The sequence below is a fragment of the Mycobacterium helveticum genome, assembly GCF_007714205.1.
In the GTDB taxonomy this organism is placed as follows: domain Bacteria; phylum Actinomycetota; class Actinomycetes; order Mycobacteriales; family Mycobacteriaceae; genus Mycobacterium; species Mycobacterium helveticum.
The window spans coordinates 1-960 of record NZ_VMQU01000307.1; the positions used below are offsets into that span (position 1 = coordinate 1).

1 protein-coding gene is annotated in these 960 nt (G+C 73.2%); it reads right to left on the reverse strand.

Annotated features, from left to right (window positions below; all coding sequences use genetic code 11):
- Window positions 1–72: 72 nt before the first annotated feature.
- Window positions 73–819, reverse strand: a complete 747-nt coding sequence (locus FPZ47_RS27640) for a PadR family transcriptional regulator (protein ID WP_144957474.1) — start codon at window positions 817–819, stop codon at window positions 73–75.
- Between the last annotated feature and the right edge of the window lie 141 nt (window positions 820–960).

Genomic DNA, 960 nt, shown 5'->3' on the forward strand with positions numbered 1-960 from the left:
CGCCGGTGCGGGGGAACATTCACGCACGCTCGCGGCCCGGGGGCTGTGGGCCGGGGGCTTTGGCCCGGGGGCTCAGTCCTCGCCGAGAATGCCGTAGATCTCCCGGCGCGCATTGTTGACGATCTCCACGATGCGCTGCTGCTGTTCGGCGGTGGCGGTGTGCGCGGATTGCGCGACCGCACCGAACAACTGCCCCACGGCCGCCCGCAGGTTCAGGTGGCCCGGGTCGGCGCCCTCGGCGATCTCGTCCCACGGCGGGGTCTCGATCTTCCCGGCGGCCGCGCGGCCCTCCTCGGTCAGCTCGAAAAGCTTCTTGCTGCCGGCGGTTTCGCTCGCGGCGATCAGTCCCTCGTCGTCGAGCAACTGCAGGGTCGGGTACACCGAACCGGGGCTGGGCTTCCATATCCCGTTACTGCGCTCGGCGATCTGCTGGATCATCTCGTAGCCGTGCATCGGTCGCTCGGCCAGCAGCACCAGGATGGCGGCCCGCACGTCCCCGCGCCGTCCGCGGCCGGGGCCGCCGCGACGGCCTCCGCCGCCGCGCCGCCCGCCCGGTCCGAGGCCGAACCCGGGCCCGAATCCGGGGCCGAAGCCCGGCCCGAATCCGGGGCCGAAGGCGGGACCGAAGCCCATGGGCCCGCCCTGGTCGCCGGCGTGGTCGCGCAGGTGCGCGAAAAGCTCGTGCCGGGCGTGCCGCCTGGCACCGCGTAGGGCGCGTCGCAGGGGGGGTGCCCCCAGTGCGGGCCCCGGCCCGAAGCCGAAGCCCGGGCCGGGCCGGTCGCCGAACGGGCCGCTGCCCGGTGTGAATGGGTGGTTCATGGTGTGTCCTTACGTCTGGTTGGTGAAGCGGCGGTCGCGCGCTTCGATACATAACGATATATCGCGAACTAACGCGATGCAACGTCCAGGGCGCGCGGGGACCGCGTTCGCCCGCCGCAGGAGACGGGGGCGGGGTGGGGC

Excerpts from the sequence above, each read along its gene's own strand:
- FPZ47_RS27640 (WP_144957474.1), bottom strand. The coding sequence starts at position 819 with ATGAACCACCCATTCACACCGGGCAGCGGCCCGTTCGGCGACCGGCCC.